The 19,759-nt window shown below is 23.3% G+C and carries 31 protein-coding genes; 23 read left to right on the forward strand and 8 right to left on the reverse strand.

Annotated elements, in window-relative coordinates; genetic code table 4:
* Nucleotide 1: 1 nt before the first annotated feature.
* Nucleotides 2-676: a diadenylate cyclase gene (locus AC6I4F_RS05655; RefSeq protein ID WP_497873106.1), complete on the reverse strand. Its 675-nt coding sequence runs from the start codon at nucleotides 674-676 to the stop codon at nucleotides 2-4.
* A gap of 172 nt (nucleotides 677-848) precedes the next feature.
* Here AC6I4F_RS05655 and AC6I4F_RS05660 point away from each other — a divergent pair, with 172 nt between their 5' ends.
* The 7 genes from AC6I4F_RS05660 (at nucleotide 849) to AC6I4F_RS05690 (ending at nucleotide 4,160) form a co-directional block, all read left to right on the forward strand.
* Complete coding sequence (locus AC6I4F_RS05660; RefSeq protein WP_497873107.1) at nucleotides 849-1,010, forward strand: rolling circle replication-associated protein; 162 nt, start codon at nucleotides 849-851, stop codon at nucleotides 1,008-1,010.
* A 138-nt stretch (nucleotides 1,011-1,148) separates the two neighbouring features.
* Nucleotides 1,149-1,442 (forward strand): hypothetical protein, encoded by a 294-nt coding sequence (locus AC6I4F_RS05665; protein WP_497873108.1) that lies wholly within the window; start codon nucleotides 1,149-1,151, stop codon nucleotides 1,440-1,442.
* A 254-nt stretch (nucleotides 1,443-1,696) separates the two neighbouring features.
* Nucleotides 1,697-1,972, forward strand: coding sequence for a hypothetical protein (locus tag AC6I4F_RS05670; RefSeq protein ID WP_497873109.1), 276 nt, complete (start codon nucleotides 1,697-1,699; stop codon nucleotides 1,970-1,972).
* A gap of 130 nt (nucleotides 1,973-2,102) precedes the next feature.
* Entirely contained in the window at nucleotides 2,103-2,771 is a 669-nt protein-coding gene (locus AC6I4F_RS05675) for a hypothetical protein (protein WP_497873110.1), read from the forward strand.
* A gap of 483 nt (nucleotides 2,772-3,254) precedes the next feature.
* Complete coding sequence (locus AC6I4F_RS05680; RefSeq protein WP_497873111.1) at nucleotides 3,255-3,380, forward strand: hypothetical protein; 126 nt, start codon at nucleotides 3,255-3,257, stop codon at nucleotides 3,378-3,380.
* A gap of 497 nt (nucleotides 3,381-3,877) precedes the next feature.
* Nucleotides 3,878-4,000, forward strand: coding sequence for a hypothetical protein (locus tag AC6I4F_RS05685; protein ID WP_497873112.1), 123 nt, complete (start codon nucleotides 3,878-3,880; stop codon nucleotides 3,998-4,000).
* Nucleotides 3,990-4,160, forward strand: coding sequence for a hypothetical protein (locus AC6I4F_RS05690; RefSeq protein ID WP_497873113.1), 171 nt, complete (start codon nucleotides 3,990-3,992; stop codon nucleotides 4,158-4,160). The genes AC6I4F_RS05685 and AC6I4F_RS05690 overlap by 11 nt, the downstream gene beginning before the upstream one ends.
* Here AC6I4F_RS05690 and AC6I4F_RS05695 read toward each other — a convergent pair.
* From AC6I4F_RS05695 to AC6I4F_RS05715, 5 genes are all read right to left on the reverse strand, one after another.
* Nucleotides 4,110-4,262, reverse strand: coding sequence for an IS3 family transposase (locus tag AC6I4F_RS05695; protein ID WP_497874675.1), 153 nt, complete (start codon nucleotides 4,260-4,262; stop codon nucleotides 4,110-4,112). The two genes, AC6I4F_RS05690 and AC6I4F_RS05695, sit on opposite strands and share 51 nt — an antisense overlap.
* A gap of 43 nt (nucleotides 4,263-4,305) precedes the next feature.
* Nucleotides 4,306-4,839: a DDE-type integrase/transposase/recombinase gene (locus AC6I4F_RS05700; protein WP_497873114.1), complete on the reverse strand. Its 534-nt coding sequence runs from the start codon at nucleotides 4,837-4,839 to the stop codon at nucleotides 4,306-4,308.
* Between the two features lie 117 nt (nucleotides 4,840-4,956).
* A complete protein-coding gene (locus tag AC6I4F_RS05705; protein WP_497873115.1) occupies nucleotides 4,957-5,163 on the reverse strand; it encodes a hypothetical protein in 207 nt (68 codons plus the stop codon).
* Nucleotides 5,164-5,274: 111 nt separating this feature from the next.
* Complete coding sequence (locus AC6I4F_RS05710; RefSeq protein WP_497873116.1) at nucleotides 5,275-6,000, reverse strand: hypothetical protein; 726 nt, start codon at nucleotides 5,998-6,000, stop codon at nucleotides 5,275-5,277.
* A gap of 157 nt (nucleotides 6,001-6,157) precedes the next feature.
* Nucleotides 6,158-6,292 carry a hypothetical protein gene (locus AC6I4F_RS05715; protein ID WP_497873117.1) on the reverse strand — a complete coding sequence of 45 codons (135 nt, stop codon included), beginning with the start codon at nucleotides 6,290-6,292 and terminating at the stop codon, nucleotides 6,158-6,160.
* Between the two features lie 73 nt (nucleotides 6,293-6,365).
* Here AC6I4F_RS05715 and AC6I4F_RS05720 point away from each other — a divergent pair, with 73 nt between their 5' ends.
* The 3 genes from AC6I4F_RS05720 to AC6I4F_RS05730 all read left to right on the forward strand — a co-directional run bounded on the left by AC6I4F_RS05720 (nucleotide 6,366) and on the right by AC6I4F_RS05730 (nucleotide 7,404).
* Entirely contained in the window at nucleotides 6,366-6,752 is a 387-nt protein-coding gene (locus tag AC6I4F_RS05720; protein ID WP_497873118.1) for a UPF0236 family transposase-like protein, read from the forward strand.
* Nucleotides 6,753-6,823: 71 nt separating this feature from the next.
* Nucleotides 6,824-7,117 carry a hypothetical protein gene (locus AC6I4F_RS05725; protein ID WP_497873119.1) on the forward strand — a complete coding sequence of 98 codons (294 nt, stop codon included), beginning with the start codon at nucleotides 6,824-6,826 and terminating at the stop codon, nucleotides 7,115-7,117.
* Nucleotides 7,118-7,197: 80 nt separating this feature from the next.
* Nucleotides 7,198-7,404: a hypothetical protein gene (locus tag AC6I4F_RS05730; RefSeq protein ID WP_497873120.1), complete on the forward strand. Its 207-nt coding sequence runs from the start codon at nucleotides 7,198-7,200 to the stop codon at nucleotides 7,402-7,404.
* 341 nt (nucleotides 7,405-7,745) lie between these two features.
* Here AC6I4F_RS05730 and AC6I4F_RS05735 read toward each other — a convergent pair whose 3' ends face one another.
* Entirely contained in the window at nucleotides 7,746-8,300 is a 555-nt protein-coding gene (locus AC6I4F_RS05735; RefSeq protein ID WP_497873121.1) for an inorganic diphosphatase, read from the reverse strand.
* Between the two features lie 99 nt (nucleotides 8,301-8,399).
* Here AC6I4F_RS05735 and AC6I4F_RS05740 point away from each other — a divergent pair, with 99 nt between their 5' ends.
* Nucleotides 8,400-9,044, forward strand: coding sequence for a hypothetical protein (locus tag AC6I4F_RS05740; protein WP_497873122.1), 645 nt, complete (start codon nucleotides 8,400-8,402; stop codon nucleotides 9,042-9,044).
* Nucleotides 9,045-9,081: 37 nt separating this feature from the next.
* Here AC6I4F_RS05740 and AC6I4F_RS05745 read toward each other — a convergent pair whose 3' ends face one another.
* Nucleotides 9,082-9,531, reverse strand: coding sequence for a hypothetical protein (locus AC6I4F_RS05745; RefSeq protein WP_497873123.1), 450 nt, complete (start codon nucleotides 9,529-9,531; stop codon nucleotides 9,082-9,084).
* Between the two features lie 330 nt (nucleotides 9,532-9,861).
* On the opposite strand from AC6I4F_RS05745, the gene AC6I4F_RS05750 reads away from it, so the two are divergent.
* The 12 genes from AC6I4F_RS05750 (at nucleotide 9,862) to rsmH (ending at nucleotide 19,748) form a co-directional block, all read left to right on the forward strand.
* Nucleotides 9,862-10,548 (forward strand): hypothetical protein, encoded by a 687-nt coding sequence (locus tag AC6I4F_RS05750; RefSeq protein ID WP_497873124.1) that lies wholly within the window; start codon nucleotides 9,862-9,864, stop codon nucleotides 10,546-10,548.
* Nucleotides 10,549-10,652: 104 nt separating this feature from the next.
* On the forward strand, nucleotides 10,653-11,378 hold the full coding sequence (locus AC6I4F_RS05755) for a hypothetical protein (protein WP_497873125.1): 726 nt from the start codon (nucleotides 10,653-10,655) through the stop codon (nucleotides 11,376-11,378).
* A 152-nt stretch (nucleotides 11,379-11,530) separates the two neighbouring features.
* Nucleotides 11,531-12,055, forward strand: a complete 525-nt coding sequence (locus AC6I4F_RS05760) for a hypothetical protein (RefSeq protein WP_497873126.1) — start codon at nucleotides 11,531-11,533, stop codon at nucleotides 12,053-12,055.
* Nucleotides 12,056-12,343: 288 nt separating this feature from the next.
* A complete protein-coding gene (locus AC6I4F_RS05765; RefSeq protein WP_497873127.1) occupies nucleotides 12,344-12,865 on the forward strand; it encodes a hypothetical protein in 522 nt (173 codons plus the stop codon).
* Nucleotides 12,866-13,010: 145 nt separating this feature from the next.
* Nucleotides 13,011-14,279, forward strand: coding sequence for a hypothetical protein (locus AC6I4F_RS05770; protein WP_497873128.1), 1,269 nt, complete (start codon nucleotides 13,011-13,013; stop codon nucleotides 14,277-14,279).
* Nucleotides 14,280-14,730: 451 nt separating this feature from the next.
* Nucleotides 14,731-15,030, forward strand: a complete 300-nt coding sequence (locus tag AC6I4F_RS05775; protein ID WP_497873129.1) for a hypothetical protein — start codon at nucleotides 14,731-14,733, stop codon at nucleotides 15,028-15,030.
* Between the two features lie 133 nt (nucleotides 15,031-15,163).
* Complete coding sequence (locus tag AC6I4F_RS05780; protein WP_497873130.1) at nucleotides 15,164-15,568, forward strand: hypothetical protein; 405 nt, start codon at nucleotides 15,164-15,166, stop codon at nucleotides 15,566-15,568.
* Nucleotides 15,569-16,062: 494 nt separating this feature from the next.
* Nucleotides 16,063-16,470 (forward strand): BspA family leucine-rich repeat surface protein, encoded by a 408-nt coding sequence (locus AC6I4F_RS05785; protein ID WP_497873131.1) that lies wholly within the window; start codon nucleotides 16,063-16,065, stop codon nucleotides 16,468-16,470.
* A gap of 57 nt (nucleotides 16,471-16,527) precedes the next feature.
* Nucleotides 16,528-17,766, forward strand: a complete 1,239-nt coding sequence (locus tag AC6I4F_RS05790; protein WP_497873132.1) for an IS256 family transposase — start codon at nucleotides 16,528-16,530, stop codon at nucleotides 17,764-17,766.
* Between the two features lie 76 nt (nucleotides 17,767-17,842).
* Nucleotides 17,843-18,112 carry a BspA family leucine-rich repeat surface protein gene (locus AC6I4F_RS05795; protein ID WP_497874676.1) on the forward strand — a complete coding sequence of 90 codons (270 nt, stop codon included), beginning with the start codon at nucleotides 17,843-17,845 and terminating at the stop codon, nucleotides 18,110-18,112.
* Nucleotides 18,113-18,360: 248 nt separating this feature from the next.
* On the forward strand, nucleotides 18,361-18,792 hold the full coding sequence (gene mraZ / locus AC6I4F_RS05800) for a division/cell wall cluster transcriptional repressor MraZ (RefSeq protein ID WP_497873133.1): 432 nt from the start codon (nucleotides 18,361-18,363) through the stop codon (nucleotides 18,790-18,792).
* Between the two features lie 5 nt (nucleotides 18,793-18,797).
* Entirely contained in the window at nucleotides 18,798-19,748 is a 951-nt protein-coding gene (gene rsmH, locus AC6I4F_RS05805; RefSeq protein ID WP_497873134.1) for a 16S rRNA (cytosine(1402)-N(4))-methyltransferase RsmH, read from the forward strand.
* Nucleotides 19,749-19,759: the final 11 nt, after the last annotated feature.

Raw genomic sequence — 19,759 nt, forward strand, 5'->3', positions numbered from 1 at the left:
ATTATACTTGTTGAACCATTTCTTTAGTTGAAGCTAATTCATCATATAGTGTACGAACAAGATTATTTAAGTTTTCAACTTGTAAAAACTTACCACTACGAGCTATTGAAACAGAACCATTAGTTTCACTGACAATAACTGATACTGCATCGGTTTGCTCTGATATTCCAATAGCAGCACGATGACGTGAACCAAATTGACTAGATATTTTTTTATTAGTTAGTGGAAAATAAGTAGAGGCACATTCAATACGACCTAAACGAATAATAACTGCACCATCATGCAATGGTGAACCTTTAATAAAAATAGACTGTAATAGTTGTGAAGTAACTTCACCATCAATTTTTACTCCCAAATCAGTATATTCATTTAATGAAACATTCCTTTCAATAGTAATTAGTGCTCCAATTTTTTCTTCTGCTAATTTAATCACTGCTTCTGCTAAAACACTTGCTAACATTCTCTTTTCTGAAGTCGCTAGTAGTTTCATATGAGATTTTTTTCTTGTTGTTCATCAAACTTTTTGACCACGAATAAAAGTATTCATAACTATTAAAATAAGAATTGTCATTAATAAAGAAATGGTTATTCCAAATAAAACCGCTATTTCAGCAATAACTGTTCCAATATCTGCTGAAATTACAGTCAAAATAATATTTAACGGTAATACACTCATATTAAATACCACCATTCCTTTATTTTTTGATTTTACTACTTTAATTATAAAGTAAAAAAATTATTTTTGATATTATTAGTATAACAACTTATCATAATTTACAAAATACTCCTTTTTTATTTTGTTAAAACGTTGATGAAATTACCCTAAACGTTCTAAATATTTAGGTGAATTGAAATATTTTTATGTTTATGAATATCAAGACCGTGGAGCAGTACATTTTCATATATTATTTAATCGTAAAATACCTTATTCAATGATACGTCAATGATGACCACATGCTGGAAATTCTAAGGGTGTTGATTTAAGATTTGTTTATAAGGGAACTAATTAATTTGTAGTTAAATATTTAAGTAAATATGTAACAAAAGTACAAGAAAATATTAAATTATTAAATCAAAAAGATGTTGGTATTCAAGCATATTCTTTTAGTCGTAATTGTAGAAATCCGCTTATAGTTCGTGGTACTAAAATGTTAAATTTACAACAATTAGTACAAGCATGTGAAAAAGCAAAAGAATTTTATTTATTTAAAACTAAACCAAATAAACAAGGTAGTACTCAATTAATTGGTGGGAGTTATGATTATAATGTTACTAATGATTATTTTAAAGATTTTCAATACTATGTTAGTTTAGAAAGTTTACGATTTAGGTATTGATTAAAAAATAAGTTTAATAAAAATGATGTTTTAGATTTTCTTTATAAAATTTTTGATAAAAGAAAAATTGAAAAAATATTTTTAAAAAATCGTTTTTTACATTAATTTTAAATTTTTTCAAGTAATATATACTATATTTGTATTTTTTTGTGTTTTTGTTATACTTTTATTATAGTAATCATTATTATTTTTCTGGTCGGAAATAGTAATGATTGCTTTTTATATTTATTGAAATTTTTGTTAAATATGTTAGTATATTGTTATAATTAAATATTTTTTAAAATTAGTTTTTAAATAATTGTTTGCCAATTCTTTTATTATTTTTTTATTAAAATTTATAGAAAAGATTAACAATTTTTATGTTTAAAACTCAATTAGTTAATATTGAAAAAGATAAGATGATACCCGATAAAAATAATCAAGGTAAATTTTTAAATTTTTATGTTTTAACTTTTTTGGAAATTAATAAACAAACAAATATTCCTACTGGTAAGGTAAGGGATAAATGGTATAATCCAACAGTTGTTAATGACTTTTCAAAGTATTTACATAAATTAAATTTAAAAGTTGGTAATTATTATAATTTAGTTTTGGATTTATCCGGTACTATTGTAGATATTACTGAATGAAAATAATAATGTATAAATTAAAAATTAAATAAGGGGTTCATATATTGATTATATATTTTTCATTTTGAACCCCAATGGATTAGATTGTAATTCATATATGAACTTCTTATTTTAATAAAAGTAAGGAGTTTTATTTATGCCTTTGGAATTAGAGCAAACTAGTAATTATATTTTAACTAAAATTTTAAGAACTGGATTAAGTCCATTAAGTGCTATGTTTGGCGTAAGTGCTTATTATGGCCAATATTTAAAAGACCCAGTATTAGGTTCTATTAATTCTTTGTTATTTAGTAAAAAGTTAGGAATTGACATATTAAATATTAATCAAAGACTAACTACTAGAAATAAAGTTATTAATAGTTATAAAAAGATATTTTTAGGTTTAGGAACAATTGGTTTGATTAATTATGTTAAGTTTGTTCAATATGTAGATAAGTCAGTTTCTTTATTAAGAGATGAACCATGTTTTTGACCACCTTTTCCTACTGAATCACCTAAGCCAACGTATCCACCATTTACAACCGTTAAACAGATAATTGATGTCCCTTTTATAGATTGAGATACTTATATATCTTTAAATAGTTTTGGTATAGCGAATGTTATTAGTGGATTAACTGAATTAATACCTAATAGGTTTCAAAATATAAGAAAGATAGTAAATATGGGAACTGGTGGTTGTTTGATTAGTAGTGGTGTTGCTATGGGTATTAATAATGATTTTAATAATTATTTTGCTATTCCTACGATTATTGCCGGTGCAAGTGAGATTATAAATCAGTTATTGTTACCTTTGGGAAGTACATAAATTTTTCATAATATCAGTTTTTACTCTTTTCATTTTTTAAATCATTTAACATTTATTGAACAAAATTCATGATTTTTAGGAATGTTTAAAGTATTAAAGATTTGACCAGGGGCGTATCAAGTTAATGGTTAGATTTAATAAGAACTTAAATGAGAGATAACACTCTCATTTTTTAATTGTTAAACAATTATAATTAATTATTTTATTAAACCGGCACTTTATTAAAGTAATTAATTATTACATAACTAAATAAAAAAATTATTTAGACTATTGTGCTGGAATATTCCAATAGTAATTTTTGTGTTACTCTTTTACAATTTGATATTTTTTTGGTTCCCTTCCCCTAGAACCCCTACCCTCCAAGGCTTTGCTACTTACAGTAGCATAAGGCTTACGTATAGTAGATAAGTTTAGTTAGTAGTATATAAGCCTTTTTTATCACTGTAGGTGATAAAAAAGGCTTATACATAGAAAGGATACGTAATGATTAATGTTAATTTAGATATTAAAAATAAAATTAAAGAAACAACTAAAGGTATGTTATTAGAAATTGGTGAATATGAAACATGATTTCCTATTAAAGATACTATTATTGATGAAAAAAAATAAAAAAATATCATTAAAAATAATTGAAGATTTTTATTATAAATTAGGTAAAAAATAAATTACAAAAGATATTGAAAGTGTTAAAGGTAGTGATATTTTAAAATATATTAAAAATATTCCAAATATTACTAGAAATGAAAATGAATTAATATCTTGTGAATTTTATGAACAATATAATGGTTATTATATTTTTAAAAATGATAAAAATCAAGAATGTTTTAAATATAACATTACATGAGAACAAGGCATGAAAAGTTTTAAAATAAATAATCCATATAACGATAATGATTTAGCAATTAATTATATTGTTACACCAATGAAAAATATAAATACTCATAATGAAAAAATATTTTATTTAAAGTATTAAAGGAAATTAATATGTTATTAAATGTTGAAAAAATAGAATTAATTAAAAATTTATGTAATGAAAAATTACTTAAAAATCAAAAATATATTGAAATAGATGAAATATTAAAAATTATAGAAACGGATTAATAATTATGGAATGTAGAGAATATAGAATTAAAGGTTCATGTGATATTTGTCATAAAAATTCATCATATGGAAATAGAAATTGTAATAAATGTTTTTATAAATTAATTGGTGAAAATAATGAAATGTAATATTCATAATGAAAAATATATATGATTTAGTGAATTAGAAAATACATATTATTGTAATAAATGTATAAATAACATGATTGAAGAAGATATGTTGGAATGGCAACCTTTTTTAGGACTGTTTTTTGGTAGACATTTGTGCTTGGTGTTTTATGGGGTTTAAGTAGTTTAGAGTGCTGTGGATTCTTATGTTGTTGTATGAATTGATATAATCAAATAATTCTAATTTTAATTGGATTAATGATGTAAAATTTTTATCATTAATAAATTCTGTTTTGAAAGTTTTGAAAGTTGCTTCAGCAACATCCTTATCATAAGGACAACCTTTTTTTGCTTAAAGAGCGGGTAATATTGAAGGCTAATAAAATTTTATAAATAGTTTTATTATTAAATTCATTACCGCGATCGCTATGAAATATTTGAATATTTTTTAAACAACGATTTGAGCACATAAATGCTTGATATAATAATGATGCATCTTTTTTAGTACCTACACTATGTTCAATAATTTCGCTATTGTGCAGGTCGATTAATAAGCAAATATAGTTTCATTTACCATTAACTTGAACATAAGTTAAATCACTAACAATAACTTCATTTTTAAGCCTGTTATTAAAGTCTCTATTAACAAGATTAGTAATTTGACTATCATTGACTTTATTATGATAATTTTTGTATGATAATTTAGTGTATTTTGATATTAAATTATGTTTATTCATAATTTTTTTAATTTTTCGTCTTGATAAATTAATTTTCTTTTCTTTTAGAACAACTTTTAATCTTCTTGTTCCATAAGCTTCTTTATTTTCTTTAAAAGCGCTAATAACAGCTTCATCATACATTATTTTGAATTTTATCTTCTTTTTTCTTGAAATTAAAATAATATGTTGATTTAGATATTTTTAAAAAACGACACATTGTACGAATTTTATATTTAACTTTATTTTTAGTAATAATTTCTATTTTCTGCCTATTATTAGTGCTGCTTGCTTTAAAATATCATTTTCCATTCTTAATTGTTTTAATTCTTTTCTTAATTTAATTAATTCATTTTCTTCAATAGAACGGTTATCTTTAGTTTTAAAACTGCCTGAATTAGTAAATTGCTTAATTCAATTATAAGTAGCTGCTCTTGTAACATTGTACTCTTTAGCAAGACAAGACACTGACTTACAACTTTGATATAAATCTACTATTTATTTTTTAAATTCATCTGAATATGAATTAATATTGGCCATAATTATAATTCCTTTCTTTTAACTAATTTGTTCACTTGTTTACGTAATTAGTGTCCAATAAATTGTAACCCATCCACCATAATAAACAGTATTAAATTCATCAGGATTACTTTTTTCCATTTCTAATAATGTTCTTTTCTGAATATCTGGTAATTTATTTCAAAACGGTTGAATAGTAAATCTTAAAACAAATAAACCTAAACCACTAAACATATCTTGATTTTCGTAATAAATTTTGCCAAATTCTTTAAGATTTTCTATGACTTCATCATTTAATGGTAAAAATGGAGTACAGTATTTTAAATAAAATGGATGGTATTTATCATATGGATTACATGTAAAAGTAATAAAGAAACTTTTATAAAAATAACGAGTAATTTTTTGTCCAAATGTACTACTATATATATTTTTATCAATAAAGGTTCAACTTCATTCTTTAATAGGTTCTTTTGATACTTTAATACGATTACTTCTAAACATAGAGTTTTGTAAACGTTCATATCGATATGTTAATTGTTTTTCAGTTAATGTTTCTTTTTCTTCTGCCATGATTATTTCATCTGTTCTTGAACCTAAAAAACTTGACCCACCTGCTTCTTTTCCAAAAATTTTATTACCATTAGCATAACCAATAAAGTCAATTTGTTGATTATTAGGAAAGATAATACATCCACCATCCTTAGTAATTTTTCATTTAATGCCATGTGGATTATTCGGTAATAAATTAATATCATACTTATCTAATAAAACTTGACAAACATTCATTAAAGCACCAATTGTTGTTTCACTATGAGTATTTTCATAGCGCCTTACTTCTTGAACAATACTATCACTAAAATTACAACATATAAATAAATCAAATGCTAAACAGTTTCAAGTTTTTCTTGTTCCACGTGCTGTTGGTATAAAACGATAAAAACAATTAGTAGTAAAATATTATGCTCATTCATCACCATCCATATGCTTTAAAAATATCTCAACTAAAACCATAATTATTATCACTAAAATTAAGATTATATTTTTTATTAAGTTGTGCATAACTACTAATAAAAGCCATATTTTACTCCCTAATTTTTATAAAAAATATAATTAAATTATTAACAAACAAAATTTTGAAAGGAAGATTAAAAATGATAAATTTACCATTTGCAAATCATTTTGATTGAGACAAACACTATTTTAATCAAGATGAATTAAATTTACAACAAACAGAAGAATTATTTAAAGAAATAGATGATTATTTATGAAGTACATGTGATAAATCTGAATATAAATCATATAGATTTAGAAAAAGAAAATTAAAAACAAAAAAAGGTTTATTAAATTATAAACGATGTATTTGTATATATTATAACCCAAAAACACAAAAAAAGGAATTTGTTTCATTGCTAGATAACTATCTTGGTGTTAAAAAGTATAGTAAATTAGCACCAGATGTTATTAAACAAATTTTAAAATATTTTTCTGATGATAAAAAAAATATCGTGATGTTTGTGATACTTTTATTGAAGATTTAATAAGTAATAGTACAGTTTGTAGAACATATCAAAAATTTGAATTACCAAAAGCAAATATCCCTAAAATACTATTGCAACCAAATCAAACTTTATATATAAATATTGATGATGGACATAGAAAATTTAAGTTTAATGAAAAACACAATACTAAAAATTGTAAAAAATGTTCTATGAGATTATTAGTATTTTGTACTGGTAAAAAAAATGGAAAATTAATTAATAAAAGAGCAGTTTGTAAAATAAGAGTATCAAAAACAGAAATTGGCGCAGAAAAAACAGCTAAATTTATTCAAAAATATGGTCATTTATATTTTGAAAACTTTGACCAAGCAAATTTAATCCTTGTGGCGATAGTGCAAAATTAATTAAAACTTCTGCTACAATTTTAAATGCTAAATTTATTTTAAATAAATTCCATGCTTTTCATGTTTTATTTCTTGGTATAATGTCTGGAAGAAGAAAAAATCAAATTGCTAAATTACACTATCAAAATGCAATAAATTTATTTGAAAAAGGTCAATATTATGAATTAATTGATTTTTTGCAATCATTAACTTTACAATATAAAAAATTAAAAGTTGGTTATTTTATTAACGCAAAAGATGGTGTATTAAACCAAGCATTAGTTGAAAATATTGGTTGTTTTACTTAAACCAATATTAAACAAATTTTAAAGCATATGATTGGTGATAGAACCTATAACATTGATATGTATACAAAAATGGTTAATTTTAAATGCTATCAAATAAATACTGCCATCCAGTTATTATAAATTAATATTTTAAATTTTAAAAAAAACCAAAAATAAAAATTATTAAAACAAACTTTAATAAGAATTTTTGAATTATAAAAGTAAGTATTATTGTTGACTAATATTTTACAAGTGTTAAGATTAACTCACAATTGCATATTGAAGTTAAAATTATTCTCGTCTAACTTTATAATTTTAAGACAAATTTGAATATTATTGACAACATCGGTACGCTCCCAATTTTATTTTTTGTTTAATAATGACACTAATTGTGATTTTGGTAAGTTATTCATTTCATTTTGATATTGTTTAAACATATTTTTACATGTTGTAAGTTCAGTTAATGCTTCTTTTAAGTTACCTCAACCTTCAATTATGACTTTCTTTTTTTGTAATTCTTTATATTGTAGAAAGAAATTAACAATTTCATCACGTAAATGTTGTGGTACATCTTTTAGATCTTGATACTCATTAAAGCGTGGATCAGAATTAACAACACCAAATAATTTAGTATCAACTTCACCACCGTCAATCATTTTAATCATTCCTAAAATTCTAACTTCTACTAAGCAACCAGGGAAAGTTGGATAAGTAATTAAACTAATAATATCTAAAGGATCACCATCGTAATCTAAAGTTTCAGGAATATATCCATATTCACCGGGATAAAAATTAGCACCATAAAGAACACGATCTAATATCATAGTTTTAGATTTTCAATCATATTCATATTTATTACTTGATCCTTTGGGAATTTCAACTACCATTTGCACAATGTTATTTTTACTTTTATTCATTAATACTTCATCTCCTTTTAAAAATTAATTTTATTATATAATAAATAAACGTTTTTTTATATATAATTAAAATAATAAATGTATTTTAAGGAGTAAAAGATGAGTTTAAAATATGAGAAAAAGTGACAACAATTTAAAATTAATATGAATAATTCTTTAAAACTAACTACTCATAGGATAGCATTAGTTAGTATTTTATTAGCAGTTACGACATTAATGACCTTATTAGAAACACTACCTATTTTTTTACCTTTTTTAAAAATTGATTTTGGTAATACTATTAATTTAATTGCATTGTTAATTATTAAACTTCCTTATAGTTTGTTAATTGCCATTATTGTTCCTTGACTAAGTTTAATCTTACCTCATTTTCCTTCTGGTAATGCTGAACCAATTGGTGAATTTGCTTATATGTTAAATACTATTACTTTATTGTTATTATATAGTAGTTTTAAATTATTATTTAAGCAATTACCATTTTGAAAAACGCAATCTAATAATTCTTGAAAACGATTAATGATTATTGAAATACCAACAATTGTTATTACTTGTATTTTAGTATCATTAATTAGTGCTTTTTATAATTGAACTTTTATTTTAGACATGTATGGTGCTGGTGATCTTAAAGATAAGATTTGAATTGTATTTGTACCATTTAATTTAATTAAATTTACTTCAGTTTTGTTTTTATATTTATTATTAGTTAGGCTAGTACAAATTTTAGTACAACATTTTAATATTTAAATAATATATTTTAATTGATCTTTTTTTATTTCTATTACTAAAGATTCTTCACTATTTTGTTTTTTTCTGACTCTTCTCAAGGTCTTCAAATATTTACTTCTTCTTTATAATCTTCATCAATTACTAATCGTTCTGAATCACTATCTTCTTCTGAATTATCAAAATAGTTGTTTTCTATTTGTTTGTTAATATTTACTGATAATAAATTTATTGCTTGTTGTTGATTTAAAAATTCTTCTTTATAATTTTGATTTTCATTATTATCACAATTTATTTCCGCAATATTGATAGCTTCTTCTAATATATCTCTTGGAGTTGAGTTGACTGAATATTTTGTTTTAAGTTCATTCTTTCTTGCTTTTTGTTTTCAAATTCAAATTGTTTTTTTTGAAATGCCAGTTTCTTTTTTGATTTCATCATAACTTTTACCATCTTGTAAATATTGTAATAATTTTTCTTTTATTTCGGGTGTATATTTTTTTGCCATCTTTTAATCTTCTTTTTCTTTTTCAATATTTAATTTAATAAAAATCCTAATACAGAAAAATATCTATATAAGGATTTAACACTGTTTAAATTAATGATTAATATTATAATTTATTTTTTTGTGTTTTTGTTATTTTTATTGTAATAAAAATTATTTATCAAATTATTATTATGATATTTTCATTGTTAATTAATTTTCTAAATTAGAGTAGTATTAATAGTTTTTATAAAAATTTAATAAATGTCTTGTTTTTTAATTAAAATTAATTTATAATTTTTATAAATAAGTATTTATTTAATTAAATACCTATTTTAAAAAGGAGAAGTTATAATGAGAGCTAAAAGTGTTGACCAAGAAAAAGAAAAAGTAGATATAAAAACAAAGAAAAAAATAAAGATTAATTCAAAACAACAAATTTTTAATATTACTTTGACAGGAATTTTATTGGGATTAGCTGTTGCTTCTTCATTAATTGAAATACCTATTCAGTTTATGGGAGTAATTTTACCATTAAGAATTTTTGATTCATTAATTATTGCTTTTGCTTTACCAATTATTGGTTTATATTATACATTAGCAATTGGTTTTATCGAACCTTGATTACATTTATTAGCAGATAGTGATCATCCACCAATTCAAATTTTCTTTGATAATATTTCTAATATTTTATTTATTGTTTCTTTTTATTTTATTTACTACTATCTTTTTAAATTGTGCAATAAAAGTAAAAATTTAAAAGTAGATACTATCAAAAAAATAAGTGCTGGTCTAGTAATAGTACCCTTAAATGCGATTATTGCTACTTTATCTTTTGCTTTAACTTTAGTAGTACTTTATTTTATTCCTAACCTACCAAGACCTGATGAATATGATAATAATATTCTTAATTTTAATAATCATTCAGTAATTATATTATTTATTTTAATTGGTATTGAAATTTTAAGATTTATTTTTATCTTTATCTTATTTAGTTTAGTTGAAAGAAAGATAGGTTCTGCTAAACGTTATTATTTTTAATAAAAAGTATTTTATTTTAGGAAATTATCCCCACATGTACTAGTGTGGAGGAAAAAATGAATTGAAATTAATTCAATAGCATATTTCAAAATGAAAACGATTGTTTGAAATATATAGCGAAGTTGAAAGTAATGAAATGTATCAGGTGTTTTAGTTTTAATTTGAATACTTCTGATTTAAAAAGAATGAGATGTTTGAAATATAATCAAACATTTAGCATTCTCACAGGCACCATTTTTCACAAGTCACAAACACCTTTGACATCTTGGTTTTATCTCATCTTTAGATGAATAAACACAAAGGATGGTATACTATCAACAGATGTTGCAATGGAATTGGGTGTGACATATAAAAAAGTTTGAAGAATGGGTCATGAAATCAGAACTAGAATTTGGAATAAAGATGCAGGGTTCATTGATGATGACACAGCACAGATGGATGAAATGTATCTTTCACATGTAGGTTTTAAAAAACAAGGAAGATCCTTGTTGAATAAAACCTTGATTGTTGGAGTTTATGAGAAAACCAGCAACAAACTAATTGTGAAAGTATTGAAAAAAGCAGATGAGAAAAACCTTTTATGATTTGAATTGAAACACATTTCTACTGGTTGTTGTCTGTTTACGGATTCTTGGAAGGAATATGGAAGTTTCAAAAAACTTCTATCACAAACATGAAATCGTAAATCATGAAGTTGGGTATGTGTCATCAACAGGTGTAAACACAAATCAGATTGAATCTGCATGAAAGCACATCCGACGAACTTTCCTAACACACATAAAAGTTTCAAAACACAATATTCATTTATATACAAAAGAAGCTGCATATAAATTCAATAAGATACCTAGTTTTGAAACTATAATTTTGTGTTTGATTTAGATACATGTGGGGATAATTTCCTAGATAGGCTTTTATCTCCATTTATGTGATAAAATTTAAAAATAGTACATAAAGGGATAAAAGCCTTATTTTATAAAATAAAATGTTAAATTATTACTTATTAATTAAAAATAAAATTAGGGAGCAATATATGAAGTTAATAGTTATTTTAATTATTATCATGATTATTATTTTTTTAATTGGTTTTATAATAATATTTTTTCTGAAATTAAGAAAAAAGAAAATAAAATCATCAAGGAAAATAAAATATCGTTTATGTGTTCCAAATTCTTATCATAGCATTATCAAGAATAGAAAGTTTAAAAGTAATAATGATTTAGTAAATAATAAAAAAGTTTTGGAAATGTTAACATATTTACAGGAAAGAGATATCGCTAATTATAATAATATTATTCCTACCTTTTATAGCATTTTAGAAAAACCTATCCAACATAATTTGGAAGCTAATAAAAATGTTAATTATTTATTAACTAATATTGTTGATATTTTATGTCATCATCATCACTGTATAGTAAATCCCTTACGTTTGATTAAACATTTGTTTAATAAATGTAATAATAAATTACATCAACACAAAAAAATAGTCTCATTTTACTCAAGAGAATAATCATTCAGTTAAACCAACACATGTTTTTAATAAAACACAAACTAATGCTTCTACACCAAAAAAAACATAATAAACATACTTTCTCATAAATTTATAAATATTCCTTTACTAGTTATTAGTCCTAACTTAACAAAAACGGAATATCTAATTAAATTCATAATTAAAATGTATTAAGTGTCTACTAATTTAACTTATTAGTAGATATTTTTTTTAAAAATAAAATTTACTGTACATTATTTTGTAATAGTTTATAATAATAAGAAAATCATTATAAATGGAGTGTAAAATATGAGACGAAAATTAAATTTATTTTTTACTACCATCTTTTTATTAAGTTCTAGTATGTCGCTTTTAGCATTCACAATTGATACAAAAAATATTAGTATTAATAATTTTGCTAAAAATAATGTTGATACTAAAACAGCAACTAAGTATGCTAATGAAACCTCTATTGTTGGTAAATCGTTATTAATTGGTAAAAATAAAGGTTTTAATACTAATAATTTATTAAATAATTTGTATAATCAAGCCCCTTCTATTCAAATTGATAATCTTACAGGTAAGAATAATGGAAATGATTTTATTAATGATTGAACTAGCAACTTAGATGGTAATAGTATTAATACTATTCAGTCTTTATTTCAACCTAATGGTATTAATCAATCTAAAGTTGATACTATCACCAATAATATTAATAGCTATAGTAGTTATCGTGACATATTGCCAATGGTTAAAAATTATTTAAATAATTCTATTTTATCTAATGATGATACTGTTAATATGATTGATGGAATGTTAAAAAAATATTAAAAATTTAATACCAAATATTAATGATTACTTATCTTATACTAATTATATTCCAATTATAACCAATACTATTGATGAATTATTAGCAGATTGAGATCAAGAAGATAATTTTAGTGGTAATACTACTTTTGAAAAAATGCAAGATTATATGTCAAAGAAAGCGACATTTGCTCAAGTTTGAAATATTCCAAGTCATGAAAAGTGATACTATGTTAAAGATGAAGCAAAAAATTGAAATTGAAATCAATTTTATGAATATATAGCTGGTGTTAATTTTAATTATATGTTTAAGTCAATATCAGAAAAATATATTGGTGAAATAATTAGCGATAATATTAAATATGCTTTATGAGTTGCTGGACCTATTGTTTTTAATTATGATAATTTTAATGCTACATTTAGTGAAACTATTAATAAGATTTTAACAAATCCAGTGGCATGACCTTATTTAATAAAAACAATAATACCAATGGTTAAAAGCGAATTATTAAAATTAACTAATCCAACTTTTGGTATTGATAGTATTACTTGAAATGATAAAACACTACTTAAAAATAATACAGTTCAACTAAAAAAAGAATTAACTATTTTTCAAGAATTAATATCTTCAAAAGATAATATGCTTAAATTAGTTACCAATTTAATGACCGGACCTTTTGGTGAAGATATTATTGCGAAAGCTACCTTTGCATGAACTGATTCATATTGAACATTACCTGAGATTCAAAAGAAATTTTCTTTTATTTCAACTATTAGTGATATTCCTCAACAAGTTGTTAATAGTTTAGAATCAGCAATTAAAAATGTTCCAATTAGTGACGCAATTAATAAAATATTTGAGTTTACTAATAAATATTTAACAACAAATCCATTAATTGATTTAAAAGATTTAGTAAAATATTTAGATTTAACTTTCGGTAGTAAAGATTTTATTAATGCTTTAAATAATCTTAAATATATTATTAATCATCCAACAACAGATAATATTATTAAAACTAAAGAAATATTACAATTATTAGGTGTTCAATTTGGTGGTGAAACTAATTTTAAACAAGATAGTGTTTTTGCAAACTTTTCTAATTGATTAAATACTTCTACTAGTAGTTTAAATTACTTACTAAATATAATAGTTGATAAAACACATCATAATGGTATTCTTGATAATATGTTAAAGGACCAAGAAAATTTATATAAAGATATGTATAGTAAATATTTTGATATTAACAATAATAGTTATTTTACTTTAAGTGATATTGCAATGAATACATTTAAACATGATGATGGTAGTGTTAGTGCAGTTTTAAGTTATAAAATTAAAAATAATTTAAATAATAAAAGTTATGATATTACATTTAAAAATGCTAATTTTCTTACAAGTAAAATCTTTAAAATAAAATTATTTCATATTAGTCAATAATTTTTAATAATTTTCTTCAATAATTAGATATTTTAATTTAAAAAGTATCTTAATATACAAGACGGTTATTGCATTTTTCTTTAAACAATTTAAAATATAGATAACTTATAGATTTAAGAAAAAGTTATTGGGGGAAATAAAGGGGATTAATTATGAAATTATTATTAACAAGATTAAGTGTTTTAACACTTGCAACAACCGCAGGAAATTTAATCAATATTTTAAATACCATTGAAGAAAAAAAGTAATGTAAAGATTGTTGTTTACATTACTTAATATTTTTCTATTTTCTTTATTTTGAATATTGTTTTTTAAATGTTTTGATTTTATAATGTATATGAACAGACAAGAAATATGTGCTTAAATCATTAAGCCTGTTTAGTATTATTACCTAAACAGGTTTTTTGCTGTTTAATTAGAGAAATTTTAACTTAGAAAGAAGAGTAATTAAATGATAAATAATCAAGAACAATATAAAAAAATTATTACTATTGCTTTAAATGCTATTGCTGCTGGTAGTGCTGTTGCAACTACTAAATTATTACATAATGCTCGTCAAGTTTCACAATGATTAAATTTAGCAACTGCTTTAAATAGGGGTGTTTTTGGGACAACATTTACTTTTTTACCAGATAGTAAAAAAGTAGCAACATTAATAGAAGTTTGAAAAATATTAACAAATACCTCATATATAGTTACAACATTAAATGTTAATTTCCTAGATAGGCTTTTATCTCGATTTATGTGATAAAATTTAAAAATAGTACATAAAGGGATAAAAGCCTTTTATTAAAACAATATTTACTAAAGCAAGTAATTGAGATTTAACAATTCCTAATTTACTACCATTTATTAGTTTTGAAATATCTGCTATTTCTGTTGTTTTGGTTGGAACAACAACACTTACACATATTTATTTTACTAATAAAGATTCAACAACTAATAAAATATTAAAGTCAATTGAAGATGGTTTTAATTTATTATGTCCTTTTGCTGCAGTTATTGGAGGAGGACCATTATTTTTAACACCTGGTCTTGATTCAAAAATTATTGCTCCAATTTTTGCTACACTTGATGGAGTTTCTGGAACTACTAATTGATTAATAAATAAATTTTGAAATCCTATTGATTTTGAAACTAATAATGAAAATCAGAGCATATTGGATAATGAAGAAAATGGTACTTTATTAATTAATGATGAAGAGTTTAAGACAAGATGTAATGAAACAAATATTGATAATGATTCATCTTCATTAAACTCTGTTAATTCAGTTTTTGTTGCTAATTAGTAATAGTTTTTTTGTTAAATTTATTTAAATAGATTTTTAAAATTTAATAATAAAAAATCACTAGCATCTTTATTGTTGCTAGTGATTTTTATTGCTTGATTTGTTAATTTTATGCTAAAAGTAGTGTTTTGTGGGAGTATAAATATTTGTTATTGCATTATCTTAAAAAACATTCTAAGATATAAATAACTTATAGATTTAATAAAAAGTTATTTAATAAGATAAAAAGAGAGGTTTTCAATATGAAAACATTGATTACTGCATTAAGTGTTTTAGCATTTGGAACATCTATTGGAACTTTAAATACTGTTTTAAATAAAACTCCACAAAAAATTTAACTTTTAGATAAAAAAACACAACAAGATACAATTTACATTGATAAAGATGGAAAAGAACAAACAACTAATAAAAGAGATTTATCAAATATAAAAACTACCAAAATTACTCAAATTGGTTTTTATAAAAACCAACAAAATGAAATTCAAGTTGTTAGAATGCCAGAAACAATTAAAGAAGTACCTGACAAATTACCACCAGAAATAACTTCTTTAAATTTTATGTTTTTGGGTGCTTCATCATTTAATGGTAATATTTCAACTTGAGATGTATCTAGATTAACAAGTATGTTGAGTGTATTTGCTGGTGCTACTTCATTTAATGGTAATATTTCAAATTGAGATGTATCTAATGTCACAGATATGCTTGTTATGTTTAATGGTAGTTTAAAATTTAATCAAGATCTTTCAAAGTGAAATGTATCTAATGTAAGAAGTGTGGGTGGTATGTTTGCTGGTACTTCATCATTTAATGGTAATATTTCAACTTGAGATGTATCTAATGTAAGAAGTATGAGTGGTATGTTTACGGTAATGTTTAGTAATCTGTGTAACTTACAAAAATAACTATATTTAATTAATTATAGTAAATAAAATTAAATAACTAGAAAGAGTGAGTTACGTATGTCTAAAAAACAAAATATTAATAATAATGATCCAATATCAAAAGCAGTAGATTTATTATTAGAAAATACTGAGGATTTAACAACCGTATTTAAAGAGGGAGGTTTATATAAAGAATTAACAAAAAGATTAGTTGAAAAAATGTTCAATTCTGAAATGAAAAATTATTTAGGATATGAAAAAAATCAACATAATAATAGTGATAATGCTCGCAATGGTATAAATTCAAAAAAATTAATAACCCAACAAGGTAAAATTGAGATTAATGTACCACGAGATCGTAATAGTAATTTTGAGCCAGTAATAGTTGCAAAAAGACAAAGAAGATTTGATGGTTTTGATCAACAAGTTCTTTCATTATATGCCAAAGGCATGACTTTATCAGATATTAGAATGCAGTTACAAGAGTTATATCATGGTGCTGATATTAGTGAAAGTGTTATTAGTCAAATTACTGATGATGTTATTGATGATGTTAAAGCATGACAAAATCGGCTATTAGAAAGTGTTTATCCGATTGTTTATTTTGATTGTATAGTAGTTAAAGTACGACAAGATAAACGCATTATTAACAAATCAGTTTATATAGCATTAGGAGTTGATTTAGAAGGTAAAAAAGATTTTTTAGGTTTATGAATTAGTGAAAATGAAGGTTCTAAGTTTTGATTATCTAATTTCACAAAAATGAAAAATCGAGGCTTAAATGATATTCTTATTGCTTGTAGTGACAATTTAACAGGAATGTCAGAAGCAATACAATCAGTTTATCCTAAAACCGAACATCAATTATGCATAGTTCATCAAATTAGAAATAGTTTAAAATATGTTTCATACAAACATAGAAAATCACTAGTTACAGATTTAAAACCAATTTATAGTGCATGTAGTGAAGAACAAGCAATGCAAGATTTAGAAACTTTTGAAAGTAAATGAAATAAACAATATCCTCAAATTGCTAAATCGTGATATAAAAATTGAGATAATTTAATGGTTTTTATTAGTTATCCTGCAGAAATCAAAAGAGTTATTTATACAACAAATGCTATTGAATCTGTTAATAGTCAATTACGAAAAGTTATTATAAATAAAAAAGTTTTTCCAAATGATATGGCAGTTTTTAAAATATTTTACTTAGCAATTGAAAATATAACAAAAAAATGAACAATGCCCATTCAAAATTGAAATACAGCAATTGCTCATTTTATGATAAAATTTGAAGATAGAATTAATCTAAACTAGTAAATTTGTAAAACAAAGATACACAGATTATTAAAAAGCCTCATGTTTACTGGTTGTTTTTTATTTAAATCAAGATTTATCAGCTTGAGATGTATCTAGTGTAGAAGATATGGTTGGTACATTTGCCAATACTTTAGCATTTAATCAAAATTTATCAACTTGAGATGTATCCAATGTAAGAATTATGACTGGTATGTTTGCTGGCTCAGTATTATTTGATCAAGATCTTTCAAAGTGAGATGTATCCAATGTACTAGATCACACTCATTTTGCTGTTGGTTCAGCAATTTCTGATTATAATAAATTACCTAAATTTAAAAACTTTTTTATTAATAACACTATTTAATTTGATCAAAAGTATTTAATTTCTAAGTAATTAACTATAATAAAACTTAGAATAATATAATATTGACAAACGGTAAATTTAAAAACTTTTAACTCATTTCTTTATTTTTTTAAAGTAAATGAGTTTTTATTTTTATTATTGTATGCTCTTTTATTTTACTGGCTAGTCATACATTTAAAGTAATCAATTGCAATTATATGCCAAAGGTTATATAATATGGGTAATAGTGGGAAAGTGTGGGTGATATTATGCTACTAGGACAATCATTCTCAACATTAGATGAAAAGAAACGAATGATAATTCCTTCTAAGTTTAGAAGTTATTTTCATAACAATGAGATTGTTATTGTTTCTAAAGGTTTTGAAGGCTGTTTAGTTATTCGTAACGAAATTGAATTTATTAAATGACAAGATAAAATCTTATCACAATCTGAAGGTCAGAAAGAAGCCAGAATTTTGGCAAGACAAGTATTTGCTAATTCAGAAGAATTAACTATTGATAGTAAAGGTCGCATTAATATTCCACATTCATTATTGACACTAACTGATATTAAACAAAAAGTAATTATGATTGGACTATCCAATAAAATTGAGATTTGATCAGAAACTAATTGAAATAGTTTTAATCAAGATACAAAGGATAAATTTGAGTCAGCGGCAGCAGCTCTAGATGAGATATAAAAATTATGAATAATATCAATGCAAGACACATTTCTGTAATGTTAACAGAAGCAATTGATTTCTTAAATATTAAACCTGATGGTATTTATGTCGATTGTACATTAGGACGAGGAGGTCATAGTAAAGTTATACTATCAAAACTTACCTCTGGCAAACTATATGCTTTTGATCAAGATCAAATGGCCATTGATAATAGTAAAATTATTTTAAAAGATTTTAAAGATAAATATGAAATAATTAAAAGTAATTTTGCTAATATTCAATCTGAGTTTTTAAAAAGAAATATTACTAAAGTTGATGGTATATTATATGATTTAGGTATATCATCACCACAAGTTGATGATGATATTAGAGGATTTAGTTATATGAAAGATGCTAAGTTAGATATGCGTATGGATCAAAGTCAAAAATTAAATGCGTGAGATATTGTTAATAATTATAATTATGAGCAATTAAAAACAATTATTAAAAATTATGGTGAAGAAGTATTTGCTAGTAGTATTGCTAAAAATATTATTAAAACAAGAACTTTTCAAACAATTGATACCACTTTACAATTGGTTATGATTATTAAAAAATCATTACCAGTAAGAGTATTAAATAAGCATCATCATCCTGCCAAAAAGACTTTTCAAGCATTAAGAATTGCTGTTAATAACGAGTTAGAAACATTAAAATCTTCTTTAAAACAATCTTTGAAATTATTAAATTCTAATGGTAGAATTGTTGTTATTAGTTTTCATTCTTTAGAAGATCGTATTGTTAAACAAACTTTTAATGAAGTTTTAATTGATCCACAAGCGCAATTATATGCTAAATTACCAGTTCACAATAATTGAAAAACAAAATATCAATTAATAATTAAAAAACCAATTACACCAAAGCCTGATGAAATAAATAAAAATCCAAGAGCACGAAGTGCAAAGTTAAGAGTTATTACTTATATTGATTCATAAAAATGTTTGGA

The sequence above is a fragment of the Spiroplasma ixodetis genome, assembly GCF_059729505.1.